Origin of the sequence: Streptomyces sp. NBC_01351, assembly GCF_036237315.1 — a bacterium.
Classification (GTDB): Bacteria; Actinomycetota; Actinomycetes; order Streptomycetales; family Streptomycetaceae; genus Streptomyces.
In genome coordinates this window covers 1,406,158-1,431,949 of record NZ_CP108356.1, presented here as the reverse complement: position 1 = coordinate 1,431,949, position 25,792 = coordinate 1,406,158, and the positions used below count along the sequence as shown (strand labels likewise).

The window sequence follows — 25,792 nt, the reverse complement described above, 5'->3', positions numbered from 1 at the left end:
AGTGCGAGATGTGACCACAGCCCCCGCCGTAGCCGCAGCGCCCCCCGTGCTCGACCGGCGGCGGCGCAACGTCATCTTCGGCACGATCATGCTGGGTGTGCTGCTGGCCGCACTCGACCAGACGATCGTGGGCACGGCTCTGCCCACGATCGTGGCGGATCTGGGCGGCGGGGACCACATGTCGTGGGTGGTGACCTCGTACCTGCTCGCCGAGACCGTGGCGACCGTGCTGGTGGGCAAGTTCGGTGACATGTTCGGCCGGAAACTGATCTTCCAGATCTCGGCGATCATCTTCATCACCGGATCGTTCCTGTGCGGCCTCGCGAGCAACATGACCCTCCTCATCGTGTGGCGGGGCGTGCAGGGCATCGGGGCCGGCGGCCTGATGGTCACGTCCATGGCGCTGATCGCCGACGTGGTGCCGCTGCGCGAACGGGGCAAGTACCAGGGCGCGATCGGCGCCGTCTTCGGGGTGGCGACCGTCATCGGACCGCTGCTGGGCGGGCTGTTCACCGACAACCTCACCTGGCGCTGGTGCTTCTACGTCAACGTCCCCATCGCCATCCTGGTGGTGGTCGCGGCCGCGCGGACGATCCCCGTGGTCCGTGCGGCGGGCGGGGCGGTAATCGACTACCTGGGCATCGCCTTCGTCACGGCCGGAGCCAGTGCGCTGATCCTGGCCACGAGCCTGGGCGGGAACGAGCTCGCGTGGAGCTCGGCGACGATCATCGGCCTCTTCGTCGGCGGCGTCGTGGCCCTGGTGCTGTTCTGCCTGGTGGAGGCCCGGGCGGCGGAGCCGATGCTGCCGATGCGGCTGTTCCGCAACCCCGTCTTCTCGGTCTGCTCGGTGCTCAGCTTCGTGGTGGGCTTCGCGATGTTGGGCGCGATGACGTTCCTGCCGACGTACCTTCAGTACGTGGACGGGGATTCGGCCACGGTCTCGGGCGTACGCACGCTGCCGCTGGTCATCGGCCTGCTGATCGCCTCCGTCTTCAGCGGCAACGTCACCAGCAAGACGGGGCGGTACCGGATCTTCCCGATCGTGGGCTGCGCGGTGATGGGGGTCGGGCTGTACCTGCTGTCCACGATGGGACCGGGGACCAACGCCTGGCTGGAATCGCTGTACATGTTCGTGCTCGGTGTCGGCATCGGCCTGTGCATGCAGGTCCTCACGATCGCCGTGCAGAACACCGTCGACTACGCCGACCTCGGCACGGCCACGTCCGGCGTCACCTTCTTCCGTACGCTGGGCAGCGCCTTCGGCACCGCCGTCTTCGGCACGATCTACGCCAACAGCCTGGCGCCCGAACTCGAGGCGGGCGTGGCGGAGGCGGCGCGGGCCACCGGTCAGGACCCGGCGCAACTGGGCGCGGCGGCGCAGAGCCCGCAGGGAGTGCACGGGCTCGATCCGGCGGCCGCCGGCCCGGTCATCGACGCGTACGCGGAGGCCCTGCACACCGTGTTCCTGTGGACGGTGCCGGTGGCGGTGGTCGGCTTCGTGGTGGCCCTCTTCCTCAAGCAGGTCCGGCTGCGGGACACCGCCCGGGCCGGCTCCACGGACATGGGCGACGGCTTCGGCTCGCCGGTCACGGCCTCCGGGGACTCGGCCAAGCTGCTGGAGCTGGCGGTCGGCAAGCTCGTGCGGAACATGGGGCCGGAGGAGGCGCGGGCGATCGTCGACTCCTCCGACACCCGGCTGGACATTGCGGGTGCGTGGGCGGTGATGCAGGTGGACCTGATGACCCGGACCGTCGGCTACGCCAGCCTGGGCCTGATGGCCGGGCGGCGCTCCCTGCCGCCGGAGGTGCTGCTGCCGGTCTTCGAGCGGATGGTCGACGAGGGCTACCTGACGCGGCAGAACGGATTCTTCTCGCACACCCCGGCGGGGGAACGGGAAGCCGGGGTCATCTCGGCCGCGTGGGCGGAGTGGCTGAAGGACCAGTTGGAGCAGGACCGGGGACGGCCGCGGAGCGAGGAACTGAGGGTGGCGGCGGACGCGATCGCGAAGCGGCTGCTGGCGGAGGACCTGAACGAGGGGCACTTCGCGCCGAGGGTGGGCGCGCGGGTCTAGTGGCGCCGGGGACTCGGCCGGCGGGTCTCGGCTAGCGGGCCACAGCACTAGTGGGTCTCGTGGGTTTCTTGCACAGCGACGGTCGGATAGTCGTACGAGGGCACGTGCGGGAGGGCCGTGAGGTCCGGGCGCCACGTGCGCAGCACGGCTGCCGACGGTGCGTAGAGGGTGGCGGGGATCGCCTCCGGGGCGAACCACTCCCATCGGGCGATCTTGTGCGGCTCGGTGACGGCGGGAACGCCCCGCGCCGTGGTGGTGACGGCGGCCGCCGTCAGCCGCGTCACACCGGACTTCGCGCTGATCTGGACGGCGAGCACGCGGATCCCCTCGGGGGCCGCCCGCAGGTCCGTCTCCTCGGCCAGCTCCCGGGCGGCCGCCTGCTCGAAGCCCTCCCCGGGATCGACCTTCCCGCCGGGCAGCTCCCAGCGGCCGTCGTGCGCCTGGCCGAGCAGCACCCGGCCGTCCGGGGCCACGACGACGAGCCCGACGCCGACGACGGCGTTGGGCTGGGGCACGGCACGCTCGGGGCGCTCGGTGCTGTCGGTGCTGTCGGTGCTGTCGGTGGTGTTCATCGGCGTCCTTCCGGTGAGGTGGTGGTGGGCCGGGCCCGGACGTGGATCCGCTCGCCCTGCGGGCCGAAGAGGTTGAGGAACTCGGCGGGGCGCGGTCCGGCGTTCAAGATGGCGTGCGGGGTGCGGGTGTCGAACTCGGCGGCCTCGCCCGGACCGAGGACCAGGTCGTGCTCGCCCAGCAGCAGCCGCACCTTCCCGGACAGCACGTACAGCCACTCGTAGCCCTCGTGGACCTTCAGCTCGGGCACGGTCGCCGAGTCTTCGGCAGGCGGCAGGACCGTCTTGTACGCGTGCAACCCGCCGAAATCCCGCGTCAGAGGCACGTACGTCCTGCCGTGCCGGACGAAGGGGCGCGGCCGGATCCGCGGATCTCCGGTTTCCGGGGCGCCGACCAGCTCGTCGAGCGCCACCCGGTGCGCCCGGGCGAGCGGAAGCAGCAGCTCCAGCGTCGGCCGGCGCTGCCCCGACTCCAGGCGGGAGAGGGTGGAGAGGGAGATTCCGGTGGTCTCGCTGAGCTCGGCGAGGGTGGTGCCGCGCTGTCGGCGCAGGGCGCGCAGCCGTGGGCCCACGGCGGTCAGCACGCCCGCGAGTTCCTCGTCACGCGCTTCGCTGTCACGGTCCTCGGTGGCCATGGCTCCATTTGCCACTTCGGCAAGGACATTTGTCAAATGTGGATATCCGGGCGGACGCTCACCGGCATGGACGACGCAAAGGAAACGATGGACAGCTTGTTCGACGTGGTGGTCGTGGGCGGCGGGGCCGCAGGGCTCGCCGGGGCGCTGACCCTGGTCCGGGCCCGCCGGTCGGTCCTGGTCATCGACTCCGGCAGCCCGCGCAACGCCCCCGCCGCGCACATGCACGGCTATCTCGGCCACGACGGGCGCGACCCGGCCGAGCTGCTGTCCGCGGGCCGGGCGGAGGTGACCGGATACGGCGGGCGGATCCGGCAGGGCACGGCCGTCGCCGCGGACCGGCTCCCCGACGGGAGGTTCCTGGTGCGCTGCGGGGACGGCTCGACGGTCCGCGCGCGGCGGCTGCTGGTCGCCACCGGGCTGGTGGACGAGCTGCCCGCCGTACCCGGCCTCGCGGCGCGCTGGGGGCGGGACGTGCTGCACTGCCCGTACTGCCACGGCTGGGAGGTGCGGGACACGCCGGTCGCGGTGCTGGCGGGCGGCCCGGTCTCCGTGCACCAGGCGAAGCTGTGGCGGCACTGGTGCGAGTGGACCACGCTGCTCGCGCACACCTGGAAGCTCACGGCGGAGGACCGCGAGCTGCTCGCCGCCCTCGGGATCGCGGTGGCCGAGGGGGAGGTGACGGGCCTCGTGGTCGACGGTGACGACCGGCTGAGCGGGGTGACCCTGGCGGGCGGAGGAGCGCTGGAATGCCGGGCGCTGGTGGTGGCCCCCCGGTTCGCTGCCCGCTCCGGAGTGCTGACCAGCCTCGGCCTGCCGACGGCGGGGCTGGAGCGGGACGGCCACGTGATCGGCACCTGCGTCGCGTCCGACGCGGCGACCGGGGCCACCGCGCTGCCCGGGGTCTGGGTCGCGGGGAACGTGACGGCCCCGATGGCGCAGGTCGCGGGCGCCGCGGCGCAGGGGGTCCAGGCGGCCGTCGCCATCAACGCGGACCTGATCGAGGAGCAGATCCGGCGGGCGGTGGAGGCGTACCGCGCGGGCTCCTGATCTTCGGACGGCCGTGCGGGTTTCGGCCAGGTTCCGCGCGCGCAGGCTCTGGGCGGTCTGATCGTCGTACCGTTCATCGGCTCAGGGGGGCGCAATGGCACACGTGCTGGTCATCGGCGGAGGCATCGGAGGCCTGGCCACCGCCCTGCTCGCGGCACGGCACGGGCACACCGCCGAACTGTTCGAGCGCGACACCCGCGCCCCGGGCACCGCCCTCGACCGCGACTTCTTCGGCTGGCGCCGTCCGTCCGTACCGCAGGCGGGCCAGCCGCACGCACTGCTCGGCGCCGCGCGCGCTGTCCTGCGGCACGAACTGCCCGATGTCTACGAGGAGATGCTCCGGCTCGGCGCCCGCGAACGGCACGAGCTGGACTGGTTCGACGTACGTCCTCCCGCGCGCCCCGGCGACGAGGACCTCGTCATGATCCAGGCCCGGCGCATCCTGCTGGAGAGCGCGCTGGCCACGGCCCTGCGCGCCGAACCGGGGGTCGTCTCGCGGTACGGGGAACCGGTCACCGGGCTGACCGCGGCCCCCATGCCCACCGCGGCCCCCGGGACGCCCGGTACCCCAGGGATCAGGGTGACGGGGGTGACGACCGACGAGGGGAGTTACGAGGGGGACCTCGTGGTGGACGCGGGCGGGCGCCGGGGCGGCGCCGAGCGCTGGCTGACCGCGGCGGGCTGCCGGCCGGCCGTCGTGGAACGGCACCGCACCGGACTCGCCTACTTCTGCCGCTGGTACCGATTGCCCGAGGGCATGGACGAAGGGCCGCGCCGCCCGTGGGCGGTGACCGGCGGGGCCTTCGCCGGGTGCGCGGTCTTCCCCGCCGACAACCGGGTGTTCGCCGTGACGCTGTTCGTGCACACCACCGACACCACGCGCTCGGCGCTGCGCGACCCCGCGATCTTCGAGGGGGCCGCCCGGGCCTTCCCGCCCGGCGAGGCCTGGCTGGCACTGGGCGCGCGACCGCTGTCGGACGTACTCGCCACCGCGAGCCTGGACAACCGGTGGAGCCCGCAGGCCGACGAGCGGGGCCCCGTGGTGAGCGGGCTGGTCCCGATCGGGGACGCGATCACGCACACCAACCCGACCCTCGGGCAGGGCACTTCGCTCGCGCTGTGGGCGGCGCTCAGGGTGGCCCGTACGGCGCACCAGGACCCCGGATCGGAGCGGTTCGCCGCCGAGTACCACGACTGGGCGGTGCGCACGCTGAAGCCCTGGTTCGACTTCCAGGTGGTCGCCGACTCGGCGATCGGGGAGCGGTTCGCGACCCGGGCCGTGCGCTCGGGGACGCCGCGCGAGGTGGCGGCGCTGTTCGACTGCGCGCTGGAGGACCCGGAGGTGATGCGGGCGAGGGCGCGGGTCCGACACCTGGCCGAGCCGCCGGAGCGCGCGTACGCCGGCCCGGAGATCCGGGCCCGGGTCGCGCGCTGGCTGGAAGCGCGTCCGGACTACGCGCCGAGGCTCGCGGGCCCGGACCGGGGGGAGTGGGAGAAGCTGACGACGGGCTGAGGCGGGCCTCAGGGTGCCCCCGCGGCGTCCGGCCGCGGGCCGAGCACCTCCGCCAGGTCGTAGCCGACGACCTCCTCCAACTGGGCGTACGTACAGCTCTCCGGCACCCGGTCGGGCCGCCACCGGCGGAACTGGGCGGTGTGCCGGAAGCGGTCGCCCTCCATGTGGTCGTAGGCGACCTCGACGACCCGCTCCGGGCGCAGCGGCACCCAGGACAGGTCCTTCTTGCCGGTCCAGCGGCTCTGCGCGCCGGGCAGCCGGGCGCTCTCGTGCGCGGACTCCTCGGCCCAGGCCGCCCAGGGATGCCCGGTGGGGTCTTCCATCCGCAGCGGGTCGAGCTCCTCCACCAGCTCGGCGCGCCGCTTCATGGGGAAGGCGGCGCACACGCCCACGTGCTGGAGGACGCCGGTGTCGTCGTACAACCCCAGCAGGAGCGATCCGACAATCGGACCGCTCTTGTGGAAACGGAAACCCGCGACGACGACGTCGGCGGTACGTTCGTGCTTGATCTTGAACATGAGGCGGGCATCGGGCCGGTAGGGGAGATCGAGCGGCTTGGCGATCACCCCGTCGAGCCCGGCGCCTTCGAACCGCTCGAACCACTCCCGCGCGAGCGCGGGGTCGGTGGTCGCGGGCGCGAGGTGAACGGGGGGCCGAGCGGTGGAGAGGGACTGGGCAAGGGCGGTACGGCGCTCGGTGAGCGGGGTGTCGAGGAGCGCCTCGTCGCCGAGGGCGAGCAGGTCGAAGGCGACGAAACTGGCGGGGGTCGTCTCGGCGAGCAGTTTCACGCGGGAGGCGGCGGGATGGATCCGCTCGGTCAGCCGGTCGAAGTCGAGCCGCCCGCCATTGACGATGACGATCTCGCCGTCCATGACGCAGCGGTCGGGCAGATTGATCCGCAGCGCCGCCACCAGCTCCGGGAAATACCTGGTCAGGGACTTCCCCGTGCGGCTGCCGATCTCGATCTCGTCGCCGTCCCGATGCACGATCGCCCGGAAACCGTCCCACTTGGCCTCGTACTGCATGCCGGGCGGGATCTTGGCCACGGACTTGGCGAGCATCGGTTTCACGGGGGGCATCACCGGCAGATCCATGCTCATGATTCTGCGGTGGTACGTCCGGACCCGCCCGGTATGCGCGGCCGCCCGGGCCCGCCTAACGTGGCCCCCATGGGTGCTGCCGGTAATGCGATCGAGCTGGACGCGGGCGGGCGTGCGGTCCGCCTCTCCAGCCCGGACAAGGTGTACTTCCCCGAGCGCGGCCTCACCAAGAGGGACGTGGCCCAGTACTACCTGTCGGTCGCGGAGGGCATCACGCGCGCCCTGCGGAACCGGCCCACGACCCTGGAGCGCTATCCGGACGGGGTGGAGGGCGAGTCCTTCTTCCAGAAGCGCGCCCCGAAGAACCTCCCCGACTGGATCCCGACCGCCCACATCGCCTTCCCCAGCGGGCGCACGGCGGACGAGATCTGCCCCACCGAGCCGGCGGCCGTCCTGTGGGCCGCCAACCTGGGCTGCCTCACCTTCCACCCCTGGCCCGTACGGCGCGAGGACACGGACCGCCCCGACGAACTGCGCATCGACCTGGACCCGCAGCCGGGCACCGACTACCACCACGCGGTGGCGGCCGCCCATGAACTGCGCGCCCTGCTGGAGGAACTGGGCCTGCGCGGCTGGCCCAAGACCTCGGGCGGCCGCGGCCTGCACGTCTTCGTCCCGATCGCCCCGCGCTGGACCTTCACCGAGGTCCGCCGGTGCGCGATCGCCCTCGGCCGGGAGCTGGAGCGCCGCATGCCGGGCAAGGTCACGACGGCCTGGTGGAAGGAGGAGCGCGGCGAGCGGATCTTCGTCGACTACAACCAGACGGCCCGCGACCGCACGATCGCCTCCGCCTACTCCGTCCGCCCCCGCCCGCACGCCCCGGTCTCGGCCCCGCTGCGCTGGGACGAGGTGGACGACGCGGAACCGCGCGACTTCGACATCGTGACGATGCCGGCCCGCTTCGCCGAACTGGGCGACCTGCACGCGGACATGGACGACCACGCCTTCAGCCTGGAGGCCGTACTGGAACTCGCGGACCGCGACGAACACGAACACGGCCTGGGCGACATGCCGTACCCGCCGGACTACCCGAAAATGCCGGGCGAACCGAAGCGCGTCCAGCCGAGCCGCGCCAAACACGAGCCCTGAAGCCCCGGCGTCGGACACGTCACCGATGCTGCCCGCTGCGCAGGATGGTCGTAGTGCGTTCGTCCGTCTCGCGTCGGATGCCGGCCCCGCGGGCGCCGGTTCCTGCCACCCATGACCTCGGCCCCCGCCCGCAGGGCCGCTGACGGGTCTGTCAACCGAACGGCGCGAGATCCGGACGGCGGTCATGGGGTGGGCGTTGGGACGGGCCGGCCGAGGAGTACCGCTTCCTCGGCCGAGGTGAGGGCGGGTCCGCTGAGCGGCGCGAGCCGGGGGCCGCGGATCGCGGCGAGGAGGATCCGGGGGTGGGCGAGGACCACCCCGCTCGCCTGGAGGGTCATGACGTCGGTGAGGGCTTCGACAGCGGTGAAGTCCGAGCAGGCCGTCGTGATGAGGCGATTGACATACCTGGCGGCGAGGCGGTCGGCGAGCTTGGGCTTCTTCCCGGCCTCGTGAAGGAAGGCGGCGTCCTGGCCGACGGCGAGAAGCCAGGCGGCGGCCGCGGGGCGAGCGATCGCACGCTGTGCGCGCCGCGCGAATCCCTTCGACGTGATGTCGCTGTTCGCCGCCAGGTCGCGCAGGGCCCGGGCGCCCTGGGCTGCTGCGGACATGCCGTGCCCGTAGAGCGGGTTGAGAGCGGTGGCGGAGTCCCCGAGCGCGATGAAGCCGTCGACACGGGCCTTCTCATAGTGGCGACGCCGATTGGCCGTGTTCCGGGCGACCGTCACTGGGCCGAGGGGCTCGGCACGGGCCAGGTAATCGGCTATGAGAGGGCTTCGCATCTGGCGGGCGAACGCCGTGAACTGGGTTCCGTCGCTGGTGGGTTCGCCGCCGCGGGTGCCGGAGAGGCTGACCATCCACTCACCGCCCTCGATGGGGAGGATGGTGCCGGCCGTGCCGGCCACAGCCAGTCGGGCATCGGCTTGGACGTTGATGACGGGCCAGCCGGTGGTATCGACCGGCGCCTTGTAGCGGCGGCTCGCGTAGGTGACTCCCGCGTCGACCACGGTCTCGGCAACGGCCGGCATGCCCAGCTCGGTCAGCCAGCCCGGGGCATGCGAGGAGCGGCCCGTGGCATCGATGACCAGGTCGGCTTCGCGAGCTTCCACGGTGCCGTCCCGATGCCGGATGGCCGCACCGGTGACTCGGGTGCGGGTGCCGAGGAGGCGAACCGGCTCGGCCTCGGACAGCAGGCGAACCCCCGGAATCGCCAGGGCCTGGGTGCGGACGGCCCAGTCGACGAGGTCGCGGCTGGCGCTGATGAGGTACTGAGCCTCGGGCCAGCACCGCCGGTACCAGCCGCCGGGAGAGAGCGAGATCATGCCGTTGGGAATGGGCACCCGGTGCGCGCCGGCGCGTAGCCACATGTCCATGGTTCCCGGGAGCAGCGATTCGATCGCGTCGGCCCCGCCCGACCAGAGCATGTGGGCGTGGCGGGCCTGGGGAAGGCCGCGGCGGGGCTTTGCGGCATCCGGCAGGGGGTGTCGCTCGACGATGTCGATGCTGTCGCTGTGCGGAGCGAGGGCGGCTGCTGCCAGGGTGCCGCTCAGCCCGCCTCCGAGGATGAGAACCCGGGGACGAGGTTGGGAGGTGGTGGCCATGCAGGTCTGCTCTCTGCCCCGACGTCGGTCGGTACGGCGGAAGTCGATGTGGAGCGTGGATGTGGAGCTCGTGAGATCGGGCGGCATGTGCGGGCCCTGACGAGCACGGCGCCTGGCCGGCCTGAACCAGGCCGGCGCCCGCCGGCCCCGATCTGTCAGCCTCTGAACGGTGTGGTTGCCTCCGGGGCCGGGTTCTGGGCGAGCCACTGCCCGTACGCGCGGATCATTCCTCGGTTCCGCAGGGTGTCAAGGGTGAGGGCGAGGCGCGCGGAGGCCCGCGCACGAGGCGGGCGGCCGCGGGAAATGCGGCTCAGGTGGGCCCGGACGAGGGCCAGGACGCCTGCGCTGGCGATGTCCGTGTCTCGCCAGTTCAGGCGAGGCGCTGCAACCTCGATGTCCTCTCCCTGCTGCCAGCGTGTGGGCAGGTCGGGGCGGAGTGCGAGGGCGGTGGCCAGACCGACCATCGCGAACCCGCCCGCCAGGACACGCTCGGCGGACGCGCGCCGACCGATGCCTCCCGTCAGCATGAGCGGCATGGGCGCGGATGCGACGAGCCGCTCGGCGATGGCGAGGAAGTACGCTTCCCGGTCGAGCTTCCTGTCGTCGGCCGTGCGGCCCATGGTCGCGGCGCTCTCCATGCTTCCGCCGGAGAGTTCCACCAGGTCCACGTCGAGGTCTTTGAGGAAGGCGAGTACCTGCTCCACCTCGTCGATGTCGAAGCCGCCTCGCTGGAAATCAGCGGTGTTGATCTTGATGCTCACGGCGAAGGCCGGGGAAACCGCAGTGCGGACGGCGCGCACCACTTCCAGAAGCAGCCTGGCTCTGTTCTCAAGGCTGCCGCCCCATCGGTCGGTGCGGCGGTTCACCAGGGGCGAGAGGAACTGGCTGAGGAGGTAGCCGTGGGCCGCGTGGATCTGGACGCCGTGGAACCCGCTCTCCTCCGCGAGACGTGCCGTTGTGGCGAACCGGTCGATCGTGGCCTGAATGTCCCCTTCATTCATGGCCGTCGGGCGGGCGAATGCGCTGGTGTGCTTTCCGAGGCTGACGCCGATGTCGGACGGCGCCCATGCGACACCGGGAAGGTCCGACCGGACCTGCCGACCTGGGTGGTTGATCTGCATCCAGACCTGGCCGCCTTCCGAGCCGGCCGCCACAGCCCAGCGACGGAACGGGGCCAGGTCGGTTTCGGCGTCCAGCACGATCGTTCCCGGAGAAGTGAGGGCCCGCCGGTCCACCATCACGTTTCCCGTGATGATCAGTCCGCTCCCGCCGCGTGCCCAACTGCGGTAGAGCTCCTCGATCTCCGGCCCGGGCAACTGTCCGGGCTGCCGGGCAAGGCTTTCCTCCATGGCGGCCTTCGCGATCCGGTTCGCAATGCGGCTGCCGTTCCGCAGTACGAGAGGTGTGGACAGGTGCATGGAAGATTCCCCTCTGAATGTCGTCACGCGAAGTCCGGTCGTGGCTCCCGGGCGCGGGTGCCATTCTCGCTCCGTGCCCGGTTCCGGCCAGGTTTCCGGGTCAGCGGGCTCGCAGTCTCAGAACCCGACCTGCTGCCGCCCATGCGCGCGAAAGGCGTGTGGAGAGGCCCGGGGCGAACGGCTTGAGCCGGATGCCAGACCGTTGACGTCCCACAGGCTCCCGACGTGGAGGACCTCGCCGTGCTTCGGGTGAGTGGTGGTCATGGTCATCGCTCTGCGAGAAGCCTCTGAGCGGCGGACCGGAAGCGGGCTCTCAGCCTGCTCTCCGTGCTCATGCACTGTCCTCGGCGAGTACCGTGGACTGCCGTGTCACCTCCACTCGCGGGGAGCACAGCATGGCGGCGGACATGTTGACGAGGTCATCGGAGTCCTCAATGGAGCTGACCATCCATCGATGTTCCGGCGTGACTGCGGGTGAGGCGCAACTCTTCTGGATGACCGCGCGGGCTATCACGGAGGCATCGGCCTCGCCGCGGGCCCGGCGGCTGTCGGAGTGCTCTGCCAAGGCGAGCGCGTAGACCTTCGCGCCGATCGAGCGGTCGAACCAGGGCGTCAGCCGCAGTACCGCGTCGAAGATATCCCTTTCGCGCTGCATGAGGCGGTGCTCCACGGACTGCCACCAAGGCATTGGCGGCGGACTTGTCGGAGGTATCTCCGGGCGGATCTCCAGCCACAGAGGTTGGAGCCGGCGAAAGCGGCGAAGGGCCCGCCACCGGGAGCCGAAGCCTTGTGCGAGGGGTGGGAGGAGGAAACCGGCGGAGACCAGGAAGGCGCTGAAACCGGCCAGGGCGAAAGCGACGTGGGTGCTCAGCCAGTCCCAGTCGTGCCCGAGCCAGCGGGCAACGATCGCCGTGAACTTCAAGAGGTCGTAGGCGACGGAGCTTGCCGCCCCTGCGGCTATCAGCAGCAGCCCGAGCTTCAGGGTGCCGGGGACCTGCCTCGACCAACGCCGGCTGAGGACCACCATGGTGACGGCCGCTACGGTGTGCGCCGCCAGGTAGAGAAGGATCATCTCGCGGATCCAGGGCGTGCTGGAGTAGTAGGTGTCCAGGTCACGGATTCGCTCGACCGGTGTGTCGCCCAGCGCGAACAGGACGTAGACGGCCACCGCCACCGCGGCGTAGGTGATCAGGCACAGCCGGGTCTGACGCCGGGTGGCACGCGGATCATCGTTTCCCCGCCAGTGGATCAGCAGCACGATGCTGACGCCGTCAAACGCGGTCAAGATCGAGTACACGATGGGTGCCGCGATGTTCGGTACGCCGAGCATCGCGTTGATGGCTGCGAGATTCGGCGGGGCGGCGGTGACGAACAGGAGCGCGCCAACGAAAAGGGTCGCGGTCACCGCCCTCAGAAGCGGGTCCCGAGGGTTCTTCCGCAGCGCCCAGAGCTTGATGGCGGTGGCGACGAACAAGCCGGCGGCCGCGGACAGGAAAGCCGTTCCCGCGTTCACCGGCGGCTCGCGTGCGCCGCTTGGGGAGGAGTGCGCATGATCAGTTGCTCTCTGAGTGGGCGGCGCCGGCGGGGAAGCCGGAACGGTGGATCTTGGAGAACTGGATGCTCAGTCGGGCAAGACCGTTCGTTCCGGAGACGCGGGTGGGAAGCGTGGTGCTCGTTTCGACGGCGACGGCGACGGCTGTCTGTCCGGATGCCGGCGTCCCGGCGGCCTTCGCGGCGGCCAGGGCGGCGTGGATCGTGGCCGCTTCGGCGAAGATGAGGGCGGCTTCCGACTCGCATCCTTGCGCGGAGGCGTATCGCTCGGCTGCCTCGCGGTGGCTGCCGTCCAGGTGGGGCGCCAGATTGAGCAGACGATCGGAGATGTCGGTGGCCCTGGCCATCGCCCGGATCTCCGGCGACGAGGTAGGACGAATCCGCATGGGCTTGCCAGGACCCGAGAATGGTTCGAGCGCATGCCAGAGGGGCTCCATCGCCCGGTAGGCCCGCCAGGACACCCATATCGACCCCAGCTGCGGCCCGACGACGGGGAGCAGGAAACCGATCGTGGTCATGCCTGCGCCCAGTCCTGCAAGGGGGGGAGCGACGTCGGTGCTGAGCGAGTCCCAGGTGTCCGTCCCGGCCCAGCGGGCGCCGACAGCCAGGAACTTGGCCAGGGCGAACGACAAGGTGAGGCCGAACGCGGCCACGAGGATGAGCAGACCCCAGTGGGTCCACGCCGCCTGGAGATCTCGAAGTTCACGTGCCCACCGCCAGCACTTCGTCGCCACCACGAGACTGGTGGTGGTGTGCGCGGTCAGGTAGAGAACGATCATCTCGCGCGCGTAGGGGGTGGTCGCGTAGAAGGTGTCGAAGTCGCGCTGTTGCTCGATGGGCACGTTGCCGAGCGAGAAGAGGACACAAAACGTCGCGATCACCGCGGCGGTTGCCGCGATCCACATTCTGGTGTGCCGCCGGACGGTCTCCTCGGGCCCCCCACGCCAGTGCATGAGGAGCACCAGCGAGCCGCACGACAGGCATGACAGGATGCAGTAGACGATCAGCGCCGAGATGTTCGGGACGCCGGTGATGCGGTTGACCCGTTCGATCGTCGGCGGAGCACCGAACACGAAGCCCGCCGCCGAGGACGTGAGGATCACGAAAATCGACTTCGACATCGGCGAGTGCCAGGTACGCCAGAACGAGGGCGACTTCACCACCAAGGCGATGGCCAGGACGCCGGCGGGTATGTAGTAGTCCGATCCGGTCATGCTCAGTAGCCTCTGCCTATGCTGGACTGGATCCGGCCTGCCAAACCGGTGACCGGCACGGCACCGCCACCTTCGAGGTACTCCCGCAGGCGGGCTCCCAGCTGCAGCCCGAACTCCTCGGCGTCGTTTTCCTCTTTGGTGTTGACGTGGCTCCTCGCGGCCAGGGCGACGAGGTCGTCGCTTGCCAGTTCACCACCGAGCGACCGGGCGGCTGCTGCGGCAACGTCGCTGTGGGCCCCGTGAGCCAGGCACTCCCCCATCAGGGCATGCCACATCTCGTGTGCGAAGATCACGAACTGGTGAAGCGTGGTCGTCTGACTCTCGACGATGATCACGAGTCGGTCGTCGAATCTCGCGGTGAGGCCGCTGGCCGTCCCATCGGGAAATTCGCGGAAGTACAGGTGGACCGGGCGGTACGGGAGCGCCCCGCGGTCCTCGTTGAAGCGCCGCTCGACGTCGGCCCTCAACACCTCGAACAAGCTGTCCGGATCTGAGGGAATGGGCCTGTCGAGCCCCGCGAGAAGCTCGTCGCAGAACTTCGCGATCTTCCACTCGCCTGACCGCCGCGCCAGGTAGGTCCTCGGCGCGGCAAGCAGGCTCTTGGGAGGTGTCAGCCTGCCGATCGCCGCGAGTACCCACTCATGAAAGTCGGCCATCTGCCGCTGGTTCATCCGAGTGCCCCCACTCTGCGTTCGCTCCGATGGGTGGTGAAGCCGTGGCTCGCTTTGCAGCTTCCTGTGACTGAAAGTCAGGTCAGTCGTCTGCGTCCCCGCCCCGACCTTAGGGGCCGGAGCTTTCCTGTGAGATCGCGTCCACGAAGGCCATCAGCGCCGTCTCCAGATTCGGCGGCAGCTCCTTGTCGCCAAGACGGAGCTGGATCTGCATGGCGTGGCGATTCATCACAGCCTCGGAAGGGTTCTTCAGGAGCGCCGTGAGGTCTGGGATGACCTTGCTGTCCAGAACTCGCTTCAGGGCCTCGGGTGGCGTGTGGGTGAAGTATTCCATGGGGACGTTGAAGAACTTGGCCAGGCCCGCGCCGTGCCAGATGTTCGGCGTGCTTTGGTTCAGCAGCTTGCCGTGCCACTGCGGCGTCATCCCACTGCCGGCTGCAATCTCGACGATCGTGTACTGACGTCGGCTGCCTGTGTGCTCGTCCACGGTAAGACGGGTTTCCCTCAGGAATGCGATGCGGCGGGCGAGCTCGGCCGGGCCGCTTCTCGGCGATTCGACGGGCTCACCGTCGAGCAGTCGCCGGATGTCGGCCTCCGGAAGGGAGGTCTGGAACGAGAGGTCGTGCAGGTTGAAAACTGACGCTTTGTCGAGCCCCGATTCCGACTGGAGCTGCTCGACCTCTCTCACGGTCTCGGCGAGCTGCTCGTACCCGTCGCTCATGGATCCTCCGGGCAGGATGAAGGGGAACATGCGGTCCGGATGAGGCCCCGACCCGCGCCGCCACTAGATCATGGGAACGGTCGGATTCGCAATGAAACGATCGTTTCGTGAGACGGACAGCGGGGACCGGAGCGGGGCGCGACGCAAGTGTCGTTCGTTTGGTCCGGTCGTGCGCCTGATATCCGGTAACGCGCCCGGCCCGAAAGGGGTTTGTCGGCCGGGGGAGGATCAGCTCGCAGGCCGGGGCGAGGGGGCGGCGCCGTCACCCTGAGGTGATCCTCCGAACATGTCAGCGACCCAGCGCATGAGTTCGGCGTTCTGGGACTCGCCCTCGGTACCGCGGGCCACCATCGCCGTGAGGCCGATGCGGACGGTTCGCAGACTTGCGGCGACGGCCTCGACTTCCTCGTCGCCGGCTTCGAAGAATGGCGGGCCCGTCGAGCGCGGCCGCCAGGGCCTCGGGGCGGCGTGGGCCCCCGAGGCACAGGCTCGTCACGAGGGGCCCGCGGAAGATCCTCCGCCCCGCCCGGCAGGAACGACCCGGTCCGGCCCATGGGCCAGGACGGTTCGCCGTCCCTGGCCACGACCTCCGAGGCGGTTCGGGTGAACTCTCGTCGTTCGTCATGAGAAGGTTCCCGGCCCGTACGTGGCGGCGAGCCGTTTGTAGTCCTGTGGAAGCCGCATGCCCAGCGTGTTCTCCACCGTGTCCCAGTCGATGGCGGGGACGGAGCCGGACGGCGGCGGACAGAGCTGAACGAGCACGTTGACATCGGGCACTGGATTCCTAGGCGGCGGCGTCGTTGCTGGTCGGCGTGGTCTGGGTTCTCGAGGTCGGCGCGGAGACGGAAGGAGTCCTTCCCATCGGCTTCCATCGTGATCCACGACCTTGATGGCAGCAAGGGTGGTGAGGCGGCACGAGTACCCAGTTCTCCTGACTACGTACTACTTGTCACTTCGCGGCAGCTTCGGGGGCACAAGGCCCCTTCGCGCGTCTTGGCCCCTTCGCGCGCCCAGCGTGCTCCGTCCGGGCTGTCCGCCCGCCCGTACGGATCAGGCCGGGAAGCCGACGGCGGTTGCGCATGGTCGGCTGGGCTCGGCTGGTTGCGGTCCCCTGACGGCCGGCCGTACACCGCGAAGGAGGAGTCCCCGATGTCTCGTCGGTATGTTCCGGCCGTCCTCGGCCTTGTGGCGGGCGCGCTGGTGGCGGTCCCCGTCCCGGCCGCTCACGCCGCCACGGTGCAGGTTCGCTGCTCGGTCCCGGATCTCGTCGCGGCGATCAACGCCGCGAACAGCGCACCCGGACCGGACACGCTCCGGCTGGCGCGCAAGTGCACGTACAAGCTGACGTCGCCGGACCCCGTGACCCCCGGCAATGGGCTGCCGGTGATCACCAGTGAGATCACCATCGACGGACGTGGGGCCACGATCAGGCGGGACGAGCGCGGGCACAAGACGCCGAAGTTCCGGATCCTCCTCGTCGGCCCGACGGGAAACCTCACGCTCACTCACACGACGATCAGCGGCGGCTTCGCCACGGACTGCCCCGCCTTCCCTGCCCCCCCGGGCCTGGCCTGTGGCGGCGGTATCTCCAACACCGGAACGATGAAGGTGACCCGCAGCAGGTTCGTCGGCAACACGGCCCGGTCGGACGTGTTCGCCCAGGGCGGCGGCATCGACAGCCCCGGCACCGGAAGCGTGAGCGAGACCGAGGTGACCGGAAACCACGTCGTCTACAGCGGGAGCAACGTCGGCGGTGGCGCCGCAGGCGCTGCCATCGCGAACGACGGTCCGCTGACGGTCACCAGATCCCGGCTGACCGGGAACACCGCGACCGTCACGGAGGACACCCAGAGCACCGCCTTCGGGGCCGGCATCATCAGCTTCGCCGAGACGACCGTTGAGGACACGGTCATCAGCAAGAACCGTTCCTTCGCCCCGGGCGGGTTCGCGCGTGCCGCCGTCTCCAACGGCATCCCGGCGCCCGGCAGGCTCACCGTCACCGGCGGCGCCATCTCGGACAACGCCTCGGACGCTCCGCACGGTTTCGCCCAGGGCGGCGGCATCGCGAACAACGGCCTGATGACCGTGAGCAAGGTGGAGATCAGTGGCAACCGGGCCGTCGCCAAGGACGGCACGGCGCGCGGTGGTGGCGTCCGCGTGGGCCCCTTCGGCACGCTCGACCTGAACGACAGCCGCGTCACCGGCAACACCGTCGAGGCACCGGGCGGCACCGCTCAGGGCGGCGGCCTCGACAACCCCGACGGCGGCACCCTGACAGCCAGGCGCAACAGGGTCCTGCACAACGGGGTCACCGCGAAGGACGGCACAGCACAGGGCGGCGGCCTCTACCACGCCGGCGGCCCCACGGGGCTGGGCACCACCACGCTGGAAGAGAACACCATCACCCACAACCGGGCGGGTGACGGCGGCGGCATCTTCAAGGCGTCCGGCATCCTCACCCTGAACGGCGACATCATCCGCGACAACCGGCCGAACAACTGCAGCCCGGCCGGCGCGGTCCCCGGCTGCACCGGCTAACGGTCCCCCGGAAGTAGTCGAGCCTGATCCGGCACGAGCTCAAAGGCACGGATTCGCCCTTCAAGCGACGGGCGTCGTTCTGCGGGGAAATAAATGATCACAGACGGCCAGGACACGCAACGTGCTCACTGCCCCCCGAGATAGACCCGGGTGATCCCGCCTCCCAGGTCTTGGAGGGTGATGCCGATGGTCTGGAGCATGGACCTGCGCTTGTCCCCTACGCACGGCGGGCAGACGCTGCCCGTGCGGGCGTTCGGGACGGTGTCGGGACTGGGCAGACCCAGGTGTGCGAACGGCACCGCGGACGGGTGCTCCTTCGGGGGCAGTGGAGTGTAGGACTTCAACGGCTGGTCGAGGCGTAGATCGGCGGCGATCGCCTCTGCCTCGGCGTGCGGCACGGTGAAGGTCAGGAGGTAGCTGTCGGCGTCCCAGCCGTCCGCGCCCGCCCCCTTCACGTCCTGGGCGTCCGCCGGAATCTGTACGCGCAGGTACGCGGCCGCTTCCTTGCCCCCCACGCCTTCCAGCCACTGCGGGGCAACAGACCGGTTGTCCTTCGGTTCCGGCACCCAGCCGGCGGCGATGCCCAGCCCCACGGCCGTCAGGGCCACCACTGCGACCCCGACCGCGACCGTCCTGCGCTTCACCGGTTCTCCTCCTCGCCGCGGGACGGGTCACTGCGGTCCATGTTGATCTTCGGCTTTCCGTCCGCGCCCGGGACGACGGAGACCTCGCCGGAGACCACCCGCTGGTAGGCGCCGACGCCCAGATACCAGTCCCGGTTCTGGAAGTTCGGGCCGTCCTCCAGCGGGGGACCGGGTGCCCGGTATTCCACGGGAATCGAGACGGGCGCGCCACCGGACCGCTCGAAGGCGTCCAGGGCCTCCCGCTTCCACTCGTCCTGAATTCTTCTGGATGTCCCTCTGGACATCGACCCGCATCGCGGGTCCTCGCTCAACGCCCTGTCGATGCGAAGGGCCGACCATCGTCGCCGGGCGGGCTCTCGAAGCCGGTGAGCAGCAGTAGTCAGGCGCGCGCCGACGCTTGAACTTGCCGTCGTACCAACCGTGAGTTCGCGACCATGAAACAACACGAACGATCGTGCTAATGTCTCCCGCGTCATCCTGCCAGCGCCATTTGGCCATCCAGCGGAGATCCGGAGAACCGGGCATGCATCCCATGGCTTCACTCCTGAGCACCACCCTCAACGTCGCCGCCCGCCTCGCCCCGGGCCTGCTCGGGCCGCGTGCGTTCGCGCTGTTCGTACGACCCCTCGGCCGGCCGCGGCTGCGGCCCGAGGAAGCCGAGCTGATGGCTCGCGCGCGGACCGGGCGGCTGGTCGTGCGCGGGGTGGACGTCACCACGTACCACTGGGGCGACGGCGACCGGCCCGTGCTCGTGGTGCACGGGTGGTCCTCGCGCGCCTCGCGGTTCAGCGGGATCGTCGAGGCGCTCCTGGCCGAGGGGCGGAGCGTGGTCGCCTTCGACGCCCCCGGGCACGGGGAATCCGGCGGGCGCGCCAGTACGATCGTCGACTACCGCGAGATCATCCGCCGACTGCACACGGAGCACGGCGAGTTCTCCGCCGTCGTCGCGCACTCCTTCGGCGTGCTCGCCACCTTCTTCATGCTCCGCGAGGGCATACGCGCCGAACGCGTCGTCGCCATCGGGGCCGTGGCCGACTTCGACTACCTCCTTGACCGCTTCTGCGCTCAGTTGCGTCTGGGCGAGAGGGTCCGACAGGTGCTGGGCAGCCACGTCGAGGACCGGTTGTTCCCCGGCGAACCCGACATCTGGCGACGGCTCGACGCCGGCCGGCGCCAGGCGGACCTGGCCGCGCCGATCCTGCTCCTCCACGACGTGGACGACGACGTGGCCGCCCCCTCCCAGTCCCGCGCGATCGCCGCCGCCTACGGCTCACAGGCGAGGCTGATCGAGACCACCGGCCTGGGCCATCGCCGGATCCTCGCCGACCGGGCGGTCATCGCGGCCGCGGTCGAGTTCGCCACCGCGCCACAGCCCGCCGTCGCCGTCGAGGCCCCGGCCGCGGTGAACCGATGAGCCGGCCGGGTCCGCCGACCGCCTCCGCCGCCCACCGGCCGACGCCCGTCGCCGCCGACCCCCGCCGGACGCTCCTACTGGCCGCCGCCGTCACCTTCCTGGCCTTCCTCGACGCCACCGTCGTCAACGTAGCCTTCCCGGACCTGCGACGAGCCTTCCCCGAGGTGTCCCTGCCCCGGCTGACCTGGGTCGTCAGCTCGTACGCCGTGCTGTTCGCCGCCCTGCTGGCCGCCGCCGGGCGCCTCGCCGACACCCTCGGGCGGCGCACCCTGTTCCTCGGCTCCACCCTCGCCTTCACCCTCACCTCGCTCGCCGCCAGCGCGGCCCCCACCGCCGAACTCCTCATCGTCGCCCGGGCCCTTCAGGGCGCGGCGGCCGCCGGGATGATCCCGGCCGCACTGGGACTCGTACTCGCCCACACCGCGCCCGAGCGGCGGGCCGCGGCGCTCGGAGTCTGGGGCGCGGCCGGCGGACTCGCCGCGGCGGTCGGACCCACCGTCGGCGGCCTGCTCGTCGAGGCCTGGGACTGGCGGGCGATCTTCCTGATCAACGTGCCGCTCGGCCTGTTGGTCTGCTGGGCCGCCGCCCGCGCCGTGCCCCGGGAGCCGCGTACGGCGAGCCGACTCCCGGACCCGGTCGGTACGGCCGCCCTCGCGCTCGGCATCGGGGGCGTCGTGGCGGGCCTGTCCCAGGGCGAGGAGCGCGGCTGGGCCGACCCCGCGGTGGTGGTACTCGTGGCCGGCGGAGTCCTGGCGTCCGCGACTGCGCTCCACCGCTCGCGCCGTCACCCCGCCCCCGCCATCGACCTGGACCTGTGGCGCGCCCCGGTCTTCGCGCGTGCCAACGCGGGCTCGCTGCTGTTCGGGGCGGCCATGTACGCGTGGCTGCTGACGGGGCCCTCGTACCTCATCGCCCGGTGGGACTACTCGGTCCTGGAGGCCGGTTTCGGCGTCACCCCGGGAGCGCTGCTCGCCATGGCCGGAGCGCTGGTCGTCGGGCGCCGCGTACCGGCCCGCCTGCAGTGGGCGGCGGTCACCGTCGGCTCCCTGCTCTTCGCCGCCGGCGCCCTGCTGCTGTGGGGCTGGGCCGACGCCTCCACCTCGTACGCCCAGATCTTCCTCCCCGCGGGCCTGCTGGGCGGCCTCGGCGTCGGGGTGACCCTGACCGCGCTCTCCACGGCGGCCTCCGCCACCCTCCCGCCGCAGCGGTTCGCCGCCGGTACCGGACTGCTGATGACGGCCCGCCAACTCGGCGGCGCGCTCGGCATCGCCGCCACGGCGGCCGTGCTGACCGGGGCCGGGGACCACTGGCGCGGGGTGTTCCTGCTGGCGGCCGTCGCCGCGCTGGGCGCCGCTGCCGCGGGCTGGTCGATGCGCGCGGGCGGCGGGTCCGGCCGTGCCGGCAGGGCCGGCGGGGTCAGGCGGTCGCGCTGACGACCGGCGGTCGCTCCGGGAGTTCCTCCGGGGCGGCCGCCGCGGCCCGCAGCCGGTCGAGGATGCCTCGACCGGCGCGCTCGTACGCCACCGGGTCCTCGTGCAGGACGGAATGCGCGTTGGCCAGCTCCATCAGGGCGATCACCTCGAAGGCGAGCTGAGGCACGTCGGCAGGATCGAAGCCCTCCCGGAACGCGCCCGCCACGCGGGCCTCCTCCAGCAACCGCTCGACGTAACGGGTCCAGTCGGAACGCACCTTGGCGATCTCGTCGTGCACCGGGCCCGGGCGCGCGTCGAACTCCGCGGAGACGGAGTAGAAGAAGCACCCGCCGGGGAAGATCCGGCGCCCGGAGTAACCGAGCCACAGCTCGCACACCCGCCACACCTTGGCGAGCCCGGCGGGATCCTCGCGCACGGGCCGGACGACGTGCTCCACGAAGACGTCCACGGCGGCGCGGACGGTGGCGAGCTGGAGGTCCTCCTTGGAGCCGAACAGGGCGAAGACCCCGCTCTTGCTCAGCCCCAGATCCGTGGCGATCTTCCCCAGGGAGAGGCCTTCCAGCCCGTCGACGGAAGCGATGCTCATCGTCCGGTCGAGGACGGTGCGCCGCGTCTGATTGCCTCGTTCCACACGTCCGTCTGCCATGCCGCCATCTTACCGAACGCACGGTCGTTCACTCTGTGGGCCGGGCCGCTGTCAGTGGCGGGTGCCATGCTCGAAGAGGACACAACAGCGAGCACTGGCGGTACCGGCCGGAAGGAGCGCGGACCATGCTCACCACGGACTACAAGGACGGCTCCCCGAACTGGGTGGACCTCGGGACGCCCGACGTCGACGCGGCCGCCGGGTTCTACCAGGGACTCTTCGGCTGGGACTTCCGGCCGGGCGGCGAGGAGGTCGGGGGGTACGGGATGTTCCACCTCGACCACAAGACGGTCGCCGGCGGTATGACCGTCCCGGCGGAGCAGAACCCGTCGGCCTGGTCGGTGTACTTCCAGACCCCGGACGCGGACGCCACGGCGGCGGCCGTGACGAAGGCGGGCGGCGCGGTGACGTTCGAGCCGATGGACGTGCTGGACTTCGGCCGGATGGCCATCTTCACCGATCCGTCGGGGGTGGGGTTCGGGGTATGGCAGCCGCGGCAGAACAAGGGCCTGGGCGCGGTGACGCAGGTGGGTTCCCTGTGCTGGACGGAGCTCTACACGGGGGACGTGCCAGGAGCGGTCGAGTTCTACCGCGCGGTGCTGGGGTGGGAGATCAGCGAGATGCCGTTCGAGGGCGGCACGTACACGATGGCGAAGCCGGCCGGCACGACGGACGAAGAGGCCTTCGCCGGTCTGGTCCCGATCTCGGCGGACCCGGTGGAAGACGTCGAACAGCCTTACTGGACACCGTACTTCGAGGTCGTCGACTGCGACGCGACGGCGGCCAAGGCGGAGGAGTCGGGCGGCAAGGTCCGCCTGACGCCGGTGTTCATGGAGGGAGTCGGCCGCTTCGCCAAGCTGGCGGACCCCTTCGGAGCGCGGTTCGCGATCATAGCGAGCGCGCCGGAGGCGGGGGTGTGAGGGCGTGTTGATCAGTCGTTGATCGGACGTCCATCGGCGGCGGTCAGTATCACCGGCATGTCGATGAACCCCACCCCCTCCGCCACTGGTACCGCCGCCCCGGCCTGGTACGCCCTCGCCCTCTGCGCCCAGACGGGCCCGGGCTTCTTCTTCCCGGAGCCCGGCTCGTCGCTGCGCGACGCGAAGCGGCTGTGCGGGGCGTGCGAGGGGCGGGTGGCGTGCCTGGAGTACGCCCTGGCCAATGACGAGCGCTTCGGGGTCTGGGGCGGCCTCTCGGAGTCCGAACGCCTGGCCCTTCGGCCGCGCCGCTGATCAGGTACGGGTCCCTTTCCCGCTACGCCGCACCAGCCCGACCCGGAGGGCCAGCTCGAACCCCTCGCCTCCGCACTCCTCCCGGCGCGGCACGTGGGCCACGACGCGCACGGGGTAGTGACCCCCGACTGGTGACACGACGCCACCGAAGCGGGGGTCCCCGGCGAACCAGATGCGGTCCGGGTGGTCGTTGGCCTGGGCGGTGAGGTCGATGGGGAACGGGATGATCCGGAACAGCGCCGTGAACTCCTCCCGGAAGGGGATGGCGATGGTCGCGGGGCTACCGCTCACGTAGCGGGGGTGCTGACATGGCCATTCGCGCCAGGGGTATGACCGGAGGATGGCTTTGACACGGAGGCGTCGGATGAAGGCGATTGCCACCCACGGGAGACAGACCGGGAAGATGAACACGATCATGAAGAAGGCGGCCATGGCTAGGCTGCGATTGCCGAAAATGACGCACATCAGCGTGAGCAGGAAGAGGGCGGAGAAGCTGCACAGGCAGACGCCTCGACGTACGCTCAAACGTTTGTATCCAGTGACGGTTGGCAGGTGATCCCACGCCACCTTGCTCAGCAGAAGCGTCACAGGAGCACCTCCAGGATGCGCGAGGTCCTCGGCGCGGTTGAGGGAGTGGGGTTGGGGTCGGAGAAGGTGAGGGTGTAGGCGACGGCTTCGAGGATGTCGCTGTACGAGTCACCCTGGCAGGTTGCCGCGCTGGTCAAGTCCAGGACGAGGACGTGGACTCCGTCCGCGTGGGCTGTCGCCACTTTGGCTTGAAACATGTGCTGGTCCGTGCCTGGGATCGAGATGGTTCCCGCGACCAAGAAGCACGGAAGTGTCGAGGGCAGGTCGATCTGTCGGCGCTCCGGGTTGTTCCACAGGGGGGAGCCCGCCAGGGCGAGCGCCGTCCGTGCCACGTTCAGCCGGAGACTGCCGGGTTCGGCAGTATGGACGGCCAAGGAGAACAGTGAAGTCGAGACCCCCGCGGGCTCTTCGGGATGGATCCCGACCGCGGTGAAAGCAACATGATGTCCGGCGAGTTCGTCCAAGCCGTCCATGAGCGCTGAGAGTTCTTGCTGAGCCTCTGGGCTACCCAGAGCGCCGGCGATGTTGTCCAGTGCGCCCCGATCTTTCGGGGAGACATGGTGGAACCCGGGTGGCAGCCGGAACCACACGGGCGGGGCGCTCGTGTCGGTCATCACGGAGTGACCGCCGACCATACGTGCGCTGCCTTCTTGAATGCTGAGGGTGCGTCGTCGGCGACGATGCGAACGCCGTCCGTGGCGGTTCCGGCCTGCTCGACCGTGTCGTTCGAGGTCACGCAGTCCGCAACAGCGGTCGCGAGTCCCGCAGTGGGGGCAACCATGTTCACAGAGTTCCTCACTGTCGGGTTTGTGGAATGAACGGCCCATGTGATGAGCGGGTTCTCGACCGCCTGGACCGCGAGGCCGGTCGACCAGGTCGTGCTGCGGAACGTGGTGGCCCCCGTGCCCAGGGACGACAAAGCGCTCGCCTCAGGGGCAGCGGCGAAGGCGGCGCGGGCAGCTGCGGTGCCCGCCTTCGCGCCCGAGGCGACGGTGGCGAGGCCTGGGACCGAGCCCACGGCGTCGCCCAGCAACGTCACGCCGCTCTTCCAGAAATCCGCGTCGAACTCGCCCTTCGTGAAGCCGTCGGCCAGGGGTTTGCGGAACTTGGGGTCAGAGAGATGCGTCGTGAGGGCAGCCAGGGACAGGCCACCTGCGACCAGCATGATCGCCAGGCCCGCTGGTGGGCAGGCGAGGGCCACCAGGGCCCCGACGGCGCCCAGGATGGCGGACGCGTTCGACAGGGCGTCGCCAGGGTCGTCCACGATCTTTTGCCAGGTCGAAGCGAGCCAGCCCGGCTCCTGCGGGGCCAGCCGGTCCGCCGCCGCGTTCAGGGTGGATGCCACCCGGCGGGCCGCCGCGCTGTGCTCCGAGGCCAGTTCGCGGGCCAGGCGGCGGGCGTCGGTGCGGGCCTCCTCCGTCTTCGCGGCGGCCGCCTGGGACTCGTAGCGGGCCGCCAGCGCGCGGTGGGCGACCAGGGTGTCGTGCCATCCCGAGAGCCGGCGGGCGGCCTCCGCCAGGGAGGTGTGCGCCGAGCCGAGGTAGCGGGGGAGGTCCTGCGAGAGGGAGGCGCGGAAGGCGGTCGCGGCCTCGCCCTGCCAGGACGAGCTGTGGGAGACCAGGGCCTTCACGACCCGGGAGGCCTCTCCGAGGGAGTTCGCGGAGGCGGAGAGCTTCTTCGTGAGGGCCAGGACCGCCGCCGGGTTCCCCGGGGCCGGGTCGAAGCCCAGGGCCGCGTGGTCAGCCACGCGCGGCCGCCGCCCGGCGGAAGGCCTCGCGGATGGCCTCCTCAAGCTCCGCGTACTCCGCGGCGCTGCGGTCGACGCCCTCCCGGACGCGCTTGACCCGTTTCGTCAGCTCACGGGTGCCGTAGGCCCAGCGGTCCTGGAACGCGTCGCACGCCCGGTCGAGGTCCGCGGTGCCCAGCTGGTCGGCCCGTACGTGGTCCAGCGCGCGCCGGGCTTCCCGTAAGGAGACCAGGGACGAGTCCAGGGCGCGCGTCAGTCGGGTCAGCTGGTCGATGTCCACCTGGAGCGAGGTCATGACGCGAAACCCTGGCAGAGCGGTGCTCTGCCAGGGGAATCCGCGTCACTCCCCG

The 25,792-nt window shown here is 70.8% G+C and carries 26 protein-coding genes; 9 read left to right on the top strand and 17 right to left on the bottom strand.

Annotation, left to right across the window (positions count from 1 at the left end; genetic code table 11):
- Positions 1-10: 10 nt before the first annotated feature.
- Positions 11-2,071 (top strand): MDR family MFS transporter, encoded by a 2,061-nt coding sequence (locus OG625_RS06700; protein ID WP_443067677.1) that lies wholly within the window; start codon positions 11-13, stop codon positions 2,069-2,071.
- A gap of 47 nt (positions 2,072-2,118) precedes the next feature.
- On the opposite strand, the gene OG625_RS06695 is transcribed toward OG625_RS06700, so the two are convergent.
- Together OG625_RS06695 and OG625_RS06690 are read right to left on the bottom strand one after the other, a co-directional pair.
- Positions 2,119-2,643 carry a nucleotide triphosphate diphosphatase NUDT15 gene (locus tag OG625_RS06695; RefSeq protein WP_329377279.1) on the bottom strand — a complete coding sequence of 175 codons (525 nt, stop codon included), beginning with the start codon at positions 2,641-2,643 and terminating at the stop codon, positions 2,119-2,121.
- Entirely contained in the window at positions 2,640-3,275 is a 636-nt protein-coding gene (locus OG625_RS06690; protein ID WP_329377277.1) for a helix-turn-helix domain-containing protein, read from the bottom strand. Before OG625_RS06690 ends, OG625_RS06695 begins: the two co-directional genes overlap by 4 nt.
- A gap of 66 nt (positions 3,276-3,341) precedes the next feature.
- Here OG625_RS06690 and OG625_RS06685 point away from each other — a divergent pair, with 66 nt between their 5' ends.
- The gene (locus OG625_RS06685; RefSeq protein WP_329377275.1) at positions 3,342-4,325 is read left to right on the top strand and encodes an NAD(P)/FAD-dependent oxidoreductase; all 984 of its coding nucleotides are present in this window, start codon (positions 3,342-3,344) and stop codon (positions 4,323-4,325) included.
- A 94-nt stretch (positions 4,326-4,419) separates the two neighbouring features.
- Positions 4,420-5,838: an NAD(P)/FAD-dependent oxidoreductase gene (locus OG625_RS06680; protein ID WP_329377273.1), complete on the top strand. Its 1,419-nt coding sequence runs from the start codon at positions 4,420-4,422 to the stop codon at positions 5,836-5,838.
- 8 nt (positions 5,839-5,846) lie between these two features.
- Here the strand turns inward: OG625_RS06680 and OG625_RS06675 are convergent, their stop codons facing one another.
- Positions 5,847-6,932, bottom strand: coding sequence for an ATP-dependent DNA ligase (locus tag OG625_RS06675; protein ID WP_329377271.1), 1,086 nt, complete (start codon positions 6,930-6,932; stop codon positions 5,847-5,849).
- Between the two features lie 75 nt (positions 6,933-7,007).
- Between OG625_RS06675 and ligD the strand changes: the two genes are divergently transcribed.
- Entirely contained in the window at positions 7,008-8,027 is a 1,020-nt protein-coding gene (ligD, locus tag OG625_RS06670; protein WP_329377269.1) for a non-homologous end-joining DNA ligase, read from the top strand.
- Positions 8,028-8,209: 182 nt separating this feature from the next.
- Here the strand turns inward: ligD and OG625_RS06665 are convergent, their stop codons facing one another.
- From OG625_RS06665 to OG625_RS06635, 7 genes are all read right to left on the bottom strand, one after another.
- The gene (locus tag OG625_RS06665; RefSeq protein WP_329377266.1) at positions 8,210-9,625 is read right to left on the bottom strand and encodes an FAD-dependent oxidoreductase; all 1,416 of its coding nucleotides are present in this window, start codon (positions 9,623-9,625) and stop codon (positions 8,210-8,212) included.
- A 155-nt stretch (positions 9,626-9,780) separates the two neighbouring features.
- A complete protein-coding gene (locus OG625_RS06660) occupies positions 9,781-11,043 on the bottom strand; it encodes an NADH:flavin oxidoreductase/NADH oxidase family protein (protein ID WP_329377264.1) in 1,263 nt (420 codons plus the stop codon).
- 331 nt (positions 11,044-11,374) lie between these two features.
- The gene (locus tag OG625_RS06655) at positions 11,375-12,556 is read right to left on the bottom strand and encodes an MAB_1171c family putative transporter (protein ID WP_329377262.1); all 1,182 of its coding nucleotides are present in this window, start codon (positions 12,554-12,556) and stop codon (positions 11,375-11,377) included.
- Between the two features lie 40 nt (positions 12,557-12,596).
- A complete protein-coding gene (locus OG625_RS06650) occupies positions 12,597-13,808 on the bottom strand; it encodes an MAB_1171c family putative transporter (protein ID WP_329377260.1) in 1,212 nt (403 codons plus the stop codon).
- Between the two features lie 2 nt (positions 13,809-13,810).
- Positions 13,811-14,479, bottom strand: coding sequence for a toxin-antitoxin system, toxin component (locus OG625_RS06645; protein ID WP_329377258.1), 669 nt, complete (start codon positions 14,477-14,479; stop codon positions 13,811-13,813).
- A gap of 109 nt (positions 14,480-14,588) precedes the next feature.
- The gene (locus OG625_RS06640) at positions 14,589-15,200 is read right to left on the bottom strand and encodes a hypothetical protein (protein ID WP_329377256.1); all 612 of its coding nucleotides are present in this window, start codon (positions 15,198-15,200) and stop codon (positions 14,589-14,591) included.
- Between the two features lie 621 nt (positions 15,201-15,821).
- Positions 15,822-15,977 carry an SMI1/KNR4 family protein gene (locus OG625_RS06635; protein ID WP_329377254.1) on the bottom strand — a complete coding sequence of 52 codons (156 nt, stop codon included), beginning with the start codon at positions 15,975-15,977 and terminating at the stop codon, positions 15,822-15,824.
- 372 nt (positions 15,978-16,349) lie between these two features.
- Between OG625_RS06635 and OG625_RS06630 the strand changes: the two genes are divergently transcribed.
- Positions 16,350-17,738, top strand: a complete 1,389-nt coding sequence (locus OG625_RS06630; RefSeq protein ID WP_329377252.1) for a hypothetical protein — start codon at positions 16,350-16,352, stop codon at positions 17,736-17,738.
- A 125-nt stretch (positions 17,739-17,863) separates the two neighbouring features.
- Here the strand turns inward: OG625_RS06630 and OG625_RS06625 are convergent, their stop codons facing one another.
- Positions 17,864-18,382, bottom strand: a complete 519-nt coding sequence (locus OG625_RS06625) for a hypothetical protein (protein WP_329377250.1) — start codon at positions 18,380-18,382, stop codon at positions 17,864-17,866.
- Positions 18,379-18,666: a hypothetical protein gene (locus OG625_RS06620; protein WP_329377248.1), complete on the bottom strand. Its 288-nt coding sequence runs from the start codon at positions 18,664-18,666 to the stop codon at positions 18,379-18,381. Before OG625_RS06620 ends, OG625_RS06625 begins: the two co-directional genes overlap by 4 nt.
- 248 nt (positions 18,667-18,914) lie before the next feature.
- On the opposite strand from OG625_RS06620, the gene OG625_RS06615 reads away from it, so the two are divergent.
- Both OG625_RS06615 and OG625_RS06610 read left to right on the top strand, forming a co-directional pair.
- Positions 18,915-19,796: an alpha/beta hydrolase gene (locus tag OG625_RS06615; protein ID WP_329377246.1), complete on the top strand. Its 882-nt coding sequence runs from the start codon at positions 18,915-18,917 to the stop codon at positions 19,794-19,796.
- Entirely contained in the window at positions 19,793-21,229 is a 1,437-nt protein-coding gene (locus tag OG625_RS06610) for a DHA2 family efflux MFS transporter permease subunit (protein WP_329377244.1), read from the top strand. Before OG625_RS06615 ends, OG625_RS06610 begins: the two co-directional genes overlap by 4 nt.
- On the opposite strand, the gene OG625_RS06605 is transcribed toward OG625_RS06610, so the two are convergent.
- Positions 21,213-21,875, bottom strand: a complete 663-nt coding sequence (locus OG625_RS06605; protein ID WP_329377243.1) for a TetR/AcrR family transcriptional regulator — start codon at positions 21,873-21,875, stop codon at positions 21,213-21,215. The two genes, OG625_RS06610 and OG625_RS06605, sit on opposite strands and share 17 nt — an antisense overlap.
- 125 nt (positions 21,876-22,000) lie before the next feature.
- Between OG625_RS06605 and OG625_RS06600 the strand changes: the two genes are divergently transcribed.
- Together OG625_RS06600 and OG625_RS06595 are read left to right on the top strand one after the other, a co-directional pair.
- A complete protein-coding gene (locus tag OG625_RS06600) occupies positions 22,001-22,795 on the top strand; it encodes a VOC family protein (RefSeq protein ID WP_329377241.1) in 795 nt (264 codons plus the stop codon).
- Between the two features lie 57 nt (positions 22,796-22,852).
- The gene (locus tag OG625_RS06595) at positions 22,853-23,107 is read left to right on the top strand and encodes a WhiB family transcriptional regulator (RefSeq protein ID WP_329377239.1); all 255 of its coding nucleotides are present in this window, start codon (positions 22,853-22,855) and stop codon (positions 23,105-23,107) included.
- On the opposite strand, the gene OG625_RS06590 is transcribed toward OG625_RS06595, so the two are convergent.
- Genes OG625_RS06590 through OG625_RS06575 form a run of 4 tightly spaced genes read right to left on the bottom strand, consistent with a single transcriptional unit; the run spans position 23,108 to position 25,737 of the window.
- Positions 23,108-23,695, bottom strand: a complete 588-nt coding sequence (locus OG625_RS06590; protein ID WP_329377237.1) for a hypothetical protein — start codon at positions 23,693-23,695, stop codon at positions 23,108-23,110. It lies immediately after the preceding gene.
- Positions 23,692-24,312, bottom strand: coding sequence for a hypothetical protein (locus OG625_RS06585; protein ID WP_329377236.1), 621 nt, complete (start codon positions 24,310-24,312; stop codon positions 23,692-23,694). The genes OG625_RS06590 and OG625_RS06585 overlap by 4 nt, the downstream gene beginning before the upstream one ends.
- Complete coding sequence (locus OG625_RS06580; protein ID WP_329377234.1) at positions 24,309-25,442, bottom strand: hypothetical protein; 1,134 nt, start codon at positions 25,440-25,442, stop codon at positions 24,309-24,311. The genes OG625_RS06585 and OG625_RS06580 overlap by 4 nt, the downstream gene beginning before the upstream one ends.
- On the bottom strand, positions 25,435-25,737 hold the full coding sequence (locus tag OG625_RS06575; protein ID WP_329377231.1) for a hypothetical protein: 303 nt from the start codon (positions 25,735-25,737) through the stop codon (positions 25,435-25,437). The genes OG625_RS06580 and OG625_RS06575 overlap by 8 nt, the downstream gene beginning before the upstream one ends.
- Positions 25,738-25,792: the final 55 nt, after the last annotated feature.

Coding starts and splice junctions, on each gene's coding strand:
- OG625_RS06645 (WP_329377258.1), bottom strand. CDS start 14,479: ATGAACCAGCGGCAGATGGCCGACTTTCATGAGTGGGTACTCGCGGCG.
- OG625_RS06630 (WP_329377252.1), top strand. CDS start 16,350: ATGTCTCGTCGGTATGTTCCGGCCGTCCTCGGCCTTGTGGCGGGCGCG.
- OG625_RS06600 (WP_329377241.1), top strand. CDS start 22,001: ATGCTCACCACGGACTACAAGGACGGCTCCCCGAACTGGGTGGACCTC.
- OG625_RS06685 (WP_329377275.1), top strand. CDS start 3,342: ATGGACGACGCAAAGGAAACGATGGACAGCTTGTTCGACGTGGTGGTC.
- OG625_RS06680 (WP_329377273.1), top strand. CDS start 4,420: ATGGCACACGTGCTGGTCATCGGCGGAGGCATCGGAGGCCTGGCCACC.
- OG625_RS06695 (WP_329377279.1), bottom strand. CDS start 2,643: ATGAACACCACCGACAGCACCGACAGCACCGACAGCACCGAGCGCCCC.
- OG625_RS06610 (WP_329377244.1), top strand. CDS start 19,793: ATGAGCCGGCCGGGTCCGCCGACCGCCTCCGCCGCCCACCGGCCGACG.
- OG625_RS06620 (WP_329377248.1), bottom strand. CDS start 18,666: ATGTCCAGAGGGACATCCAGAAGAATTCAGGACGAGTGGAAGCGGGAG.
- OG625_RS06640 (WP_329377256.1), bottom strand. CDS start 15,200: ATGAGCGACGGGTACGAGCAGCTCGCCGAGACCGTGAGAGAGGTCGAG.
- OG625_RS06615 (WP_329377246.1), top strand. CDS start 18,915: ATGGCTTCACTCCTGAGCACCACCCTCAACGTCGCCGCCCGCCTCGCC.
- OG625_RS06660 (WP_329377264.1), bottom strand. CDS start 11,043: ATGCACCTGTCCACACCTCTCGTACTGCGGAACGGCAGCCGCATTGCG.
- OG625_RS06690 (WP_329377277.1), bottom strand. CDS start 3,275: ATGGCCACCGAGGACCGTGACAGCGAAGCGCGTGACGAGGAACTCGCG.
- OG625_RS06665 (WP_329377266.1), bottom strand. CDS start 9,625: ATGGCCACCACCTCCCAACCTCGTCCCCGGGTTCTCATCCTCGGAGGC.
- OG625_RS06675 (WP_329377271.1), bottom strand. CDS start 6,932: ATGGATCTGCCGGTGATGCCCCCCGTGAAACCGATGCTCGCCAAGTCC.
- OG625_RS06650 (WP_329377260.1), bottom strand. CDS start 13,808: ATGACCGGATCGGACTACTACATACCCGCCGGCGTCCTGGCCATCGCC.
- OG625_RS06595 (WP_329377239.1), top strand. CDS start 22,853: ATGTCGATGAACCCCACCCCCTCCGCCACTGGTACCGCCGCCCCGGCC.
- ligD (WP_329377269.1), top strand. CDS start 7,008: ATGGGTGCTGCCGGTAATGCGATCGAGCTGGACGCGGGCGGGCGTGCG.
- OG625_RS06575 (WP_329377231.1), bottom strand. CDS start 25,737: ATGACCTCGCTCCAGGTGGACATCGACCAGCTGACCCGACTGACGCGC.
- OG625_RS06605 (WP_329377243.1), bottom strand. CDS start 21,875: ATGGCAGACGGACGTGTGGAACGAGGCAATCAGACGCGGCGCACCGTC.